At 49.0% G+C, this 3,523-nt stretch carries 4 protein-coding genes; 2 read left to right on the top strand and 2 right to left on the bottom strand.

Annotated elements, in window-relative coordinates; genetic code table 11:
• Positions 1-435 precede the first annotated feature (435 nt).
• Together B3180_RS00910 and smrA are read right to left on the bottom strand one after the other, a co-directional pair.
• On the bottom strand, positions 436-1,299 hold the full coding sequence (locus B3180_RS00910) for a YicC/YloC family endoribonuclease (protein ID WP_199493760.1): 864 nt from the start codon (positions 1,297-1,299) through the stop codon (positions 436-438).
• 29 nt (positions 1,300-1,328) lie between these two features.
• On the bottom strand, positions 1,329-1,916 hold the full coding sequence (gene smrA, locus B3180_RS00905) for a DNA endonuclease SmrA (protein ID WP_199493759.1): 588 nt from the start codon (positions 1,914-1,916) through the stop codon (positions 1,329-1,331).
• Positions 1,917-2,052: 136 nt separating this feature from the next.
• On the opposite strand from smrA, the gene rph reads away from it, so the two are divergent.
• Together rph and pyrE are read left to right on the top strand one after the other, a co-directional pair.
• Complete coding sequence (rph, locus tag B3180_RS00900; RefSeq protein WP_286842391.1) at positions 2,053-2,766, top strand: ribonuclease PH; 714 nt, start codon at positions 2,053-2,055, stop codon at positions 2,764-2,766.
• Positions 2,767-2,802: 36 nt separating this feature from the next.
• On the top strand, positions 2,803-3,447 hold the full coding sequence (gene pyrE, locus B3180_RS00895) for an orotate phosphoribosyltransferase (protein WP_278358919.1): 645 nt from the start codon (positions 2,803-2,805) through the stop codon (positions 3,445-3,447).
• The last annotated feature ends 76 nt before the right edge of the window (positions 3,448-3,523 follow it).

The following is a 3,523-nucleotide window of genomic DNA, read 5'->3' as shown; positions in this document are numbered from 1 at the left end:
CCGGGTACTTGATGGCGACAATGCTCTTGGAATCCATCTACCTTTTGATATCATTTTCGCGCACAACTAGGTTATGTCATCAGGTTTGCAACTAGCAGACTTGGTCGCACGCCCCATAGGGTTAAAAACATTAAGGCCAGGCCAAGAAAATCGTGCATTTGAATCACTACAACCGAAATTCTACTGTGAAGGTGGAAGGTGTTCTGTTGGTGAAGGGTATGAAGGAATAGGAATGATGGTTTACCCTACTCCAAAAAGCGAAAAGCCCCAATGAAACCACTGAGGCATTAACGCCGACCGGGACTGCCCAATCCATTTAAACGTAAAATGCCCGAGCATTTCACTATTGTCAACTATCAGTTAAGTACAAGTCAGCTAAAGTAGACATGTGAAGGATCGCACCTGCGGTAGAACCGCGGGCTACCTCAAAACACATTATTCCAAGTTTTGAATTTGCTCTCTCATTTGCTCTATCAAAACCTTTAACTCTACCGCGGCAGCGGTAATGTCAGAGTTAATAGACTTAGAGGCCAGGGTGTTTGCTTCGCGGTTGAACTCTTGCATCATAAAGTCGAGGCGGCGTCCGCAGGGGCCGCCTTTTTTCAATATTTTGCGAGCTTCTTCCACGTGCGCGTCTAAACGGTCGAGCTCTTCGGCTACGTCAGTTTTCTGCGCCAGCATGACCATTTCCTGTTCTACACGCTGCGGCTCTAGTTCAACTTTAGCTTCTTCAAAACGGGTTAGTAAGCGCTCGCGTTGCCAGGCCATAACTTCTGGCATGCGTTCACGCACAAAAGCTACCTGTGTGGTCACACCGTCCAGGCGTTCCTGCAGCATTTTATCAATAGCTGCGCCTTCACTTTTGCGGTTTTCAATAAAGTCGTTGGTGGTCTTTTCCAGAGCGGCCAGAACGTCTTTCTGCAGCTCGTCCATGTCCTGATCCTGAGCAGCAACAACGCCAGGCCATTTTAGAACGTCAATAGGGTTTAACTGCCCGGCGGCGGAGTGCTGGCTCACCCATTTGGCACTGGCGATCACACTTTTTGCCAAGTCTTCGTTAATGGACAAGGCACTTTGCTGGGCTTCATCTACCTGCAGGCTCAATTTGCATTCAACCTTGCCCCGCTGCAGCTTTTTACGAAACTGCTCGCGTAGTGAGTTTTCCAGTGAACGAAAGGTTTCCGGTAAACGGAAGTAAGTTTCCAGATAACGTTGGTTAACTGAACGAATTTCCCAAACTGCGGTGCCCCAGTCGGCTTTTTGCTCGTAACGAGCATAACCGGTCATACTTTGAATCATGTCGGTTCCTTTAAAACGAATCGTTTCTGTTACCGCTTAGCGTGCTTTTCACGGTTCTTTTGTTTCTGTTCGGCGTTCTTTTTCATCATTATGTAGGCTGCGCCGCGGCCACCATGGGGTCGCTGTGCGCTATGAAACGCCAGTACCGGCTCCAGCTCGCGCAGCCACTTATTCACGTAACTTTTTATCAGTGCCGGATGCGGTTTTGTATGCTTGCCCATGCCGTGGATGATTAAAGCCGTACGTACACCCGCGGCGTGACAGTCTTTCACAAAGTTAAACAGTGCCGTGCGCGCCTCTGCCAATGTATGGTGGTGCAAATTCAAGCTGGCTTCCATACTGTAACGCCCCTGCTTCAGGCGCTTGAACACACCCGCCTGGACACCGTCGCGATGAAACTCAATAACGTCATCCGGCTCAACTAAGTCCACGTACTCGGTCGATAAAAAGTTTTCGTTTTCAGCTTCTTCCGCCTCGGCGGCGCGGCGGCGCTCTTTTTGCGCCAGCGTTGGTTCAAAAGCCTGTTTAATATCAGCAACTTCTTCACCCGCCAAGGGCGTTACGTCAGTCATTTCCTGACGAAACAGCTCAAATTCTTCATCATCTGAACGCGACATACTGCCTCCCGCTCATATTCTTTTGCTCGGTCTAGTGTAATACGTTGCTGCGCGAATCGCGATCCATTAATCGTCCAATTCTGCTACAATTGCGCTCAATTTATACATCGCGACATTCACTCAGTAAGGAGATGACATGCGTCCAAGTGGCCGTACGGCACAACAAATTCGACCGGTGACCATTACCCGTAACTTTACCAGACACGCAGAGGGCTCAGTTTTAATTGAGTTTGGCGAAACCAAAGTGCTTTGTAATGCCTCGGTAGAACGCGGCGTTCCTCGCTTTTTAAAAGGTAAAGGACAGGGCTGGGTTACCGCTGAATACAGCATGTTACCACGCGCAACTCACACTCGTTCTGCCCGCGAAGCGTCCCGCGGTAAGCAAGGTGGTCGTACTTTAGAAATTCAGCGTTTGATTGGACGTTCACTACGTACCTGCATCGACATGAGCGCTTTAGGTGAACACACCATTACTATCGACTGTGACGTGATTCAGGCCGACGGCGGCACACGTACCGCGTCTATTACCGGTGCTTGTGTCGCTTTAGTTGACGCGCTGAACTGGATGCGCGGCCAAGGCATGGTCAAAGTGAAACCGTTAAAAGAAATGGTCGCGGCAATTTCAGTCGGCATTTTAGACGGCGAACCAGTCAGCGATCTGGAATACATTGAAGACTCAAAAGCCGATACCGACATGAACATAGTTATGACAGAAGCCGGTAAGTTTATCGAAATTCAGGGCACAGCCGAAGGCGAAGCCTTCAGTTTTGACGAAATGAACAGCCTGGTTGAAATGGCGCGTCACAGCATTCGCGAGTTAATTGATATTCAGAAACAAGCGTTAGCGTAAGCTTCAGTATAAACGTAAGCGAGGAATAAGCAGGCAATGAAAGCGTATCAAAAAGAGTTTATTGAGTTTGCCATAGAGCGTGGCGTATTAAAGTTTGGTGAATTTACCTTAAAGTCCGGCCGCACCAGCCCGTACTTTTTTAATGCAGGGCTTTTTAATAAAGGTTCTGACTTAGCCCGCTTAGGCCGCTTTTATGCCGCCGCGCTGGTCGACTCCGGTATCAGTTTTGATGTGCTTTTTGGCCCGGCTTACAAAGGCATTCCAATTGCCACCGCCACAGCCGTTGCCTTATACGACCACCATCAGCAGGACACATCCTATTGCTTTAACCGTAAAGAAAAGAAAGACCACGGCGAAGGCGGAAACCTGGTGGGTTCTGCGCTGGAAGGCAAAGTGATGCTGGTGGATGACGTGATTACCGCAGGCACAGCTATTCGCGAAGCCATGGACATAGTTCAGGCTAACGGTGCCGAATTGTCCGGCGTTCTTATTGCTTTAGACCGTCAGGAAAAAGGCAAGGGTGAGTTATCCGCCATTCAGGAAGTTGAGCGTGATTTTGGCGCTCAGGTTGTCAGCATTGTCAGCTTAAATGATGTCATCACCTTCTTGAAAGATGACGACACCTTTAAAGAATATCTTCCCAAAGTTGAAGCTTATCGCGCCGAGTTTGGTGTCGCCTGATACGTATTTGCGTAGCCTGACGTTTACGTCAGGTCCAATATCTCACCTGACATGAATGTCAGGCTACCGCATCAGT

Origin of the sequence: Idiomarina sp. UBA4206, assembly GCF_002383015.1 — a bacterium.
GTDB lineage: Bacteria > Pseudomonadota > Gammaproteobacteria > Enterobacterales > Alteromonadaceae > Idiomarina > Idiomarina abyssalis.
Note: the sequence above shows the minus strand (reverse complement) of the source record. Positions and strands in the feature narration are given on the sequence as shown.

Excerpts from the sequence above, each read along its gene's own strand:
- B3180_RS00910 (WP_199493760.1), bottom strand. The coding sequence starts at position 1,299 with ATGATTCAAAGTATGACCGGTTATGCTCGTTACGAGCAAAAAGCCGAC.
- smrA (WP_199493759.1), bottom strand. The coding sequence starts at position 1,916 with ATGTCGCGTTCAGATGATGAAGAATTTGAGCTGTTTCGTCAGGAAATG.
- rph (WP_286842391.1), top strand. The coding sequence starts at position 2,053 with ATGCGTCCAAGTGGCCGTACGGCACAACAAATTCGACCGGTGACCATT.
- pyrE (WP_278358919.1), top strand. The coding sequence starts at position 2,803 with ATGAAAGCGTATCAAAAAGAGTTTATTGAGTTTGCCATAGAGCGTGGC.